This window comes from Actinomyces sp. oral taxon 170 str. F0386 (assembly GCF_000195595.1).
In the GTDB taxonomy this organism is placed as follows: domain Bacteria; phylum Actinomycetota; class Actinomycetes; order Actinomycetales; family Actinomycetaceae; genus Actinomyces.
On record NZ_GL882527.1, the window covers coordinates 1 to 701 of the forward strand.

1 protein-coding gene is annotated in these 701 nt (G+C 68.9%); it reads left to right on the plus strand.

Features of this window, described 5'->3' with window-relative positions:
* A partial coding sequence (locus HMPREF9056_RS03830) for an ABC transporter ATP-binding protein (protein ID WP_009402991.1) occupies window positions 1-701 on the plus strand: 701 nt, incomplete at both ends.

Sequence of the window (701 nt, forward strand, 5' to 3'; positions counted from 1 at the left end):
CTACAGCCCGGAGGTCGAGCTCATCGGTGACCTGTCGCTGCGGGTCGAGCCGGGCCACACGGTCGCGATCGTGGGTCCCACGGGAGCGGGCAAGACCACCCTGGTCAACCTGCTCATGCGCTTCTACGAGCCGGACGGCGGCCGCATCCTGCTCGACGGGCGCGACATCACCACCATGACACGCCACGACGTGCGCCGTCGAACCGGCATGGTCCTGCAGGACCCCTGGCTGTTCGCCGGCACGATCCGCGAGAACATCCGCTACGGGCGCCCCGGGGCCACCGATGAGGAGGTCGAGGCCGCCGCCAGGGCGTGCTTCGTCGACCACATCATCAAGGCCCTGCCACAGGGCTACGACACTCTTCTGGAGGAGGACGCCGCCAACATCTCCGCCGGCGAGCGCCAGCTGCTCACGATCGCACGGGCCTTCGTGGCCAACCCGGCCGTGCTCATCCTCGACGAGGCCACCAGCAGCGTGGACACCCGCACCGAGCTGCTGGTCCAGCAGGCCATGAACGCGCTGCGCCAGGGCCGCACGAGCTTCATCATCGCCCACCGCCTGTCCACCATCCGCGACGCCGACACCATCCTGGTCATGGAGCACGGTGACATCGTCGAGCAGGGCAACCACGACGAGCTCATCACAGCCGACGGCGCCTACGCACGACTCCACGCCACCCAGTACGCCAACGACGCCACCG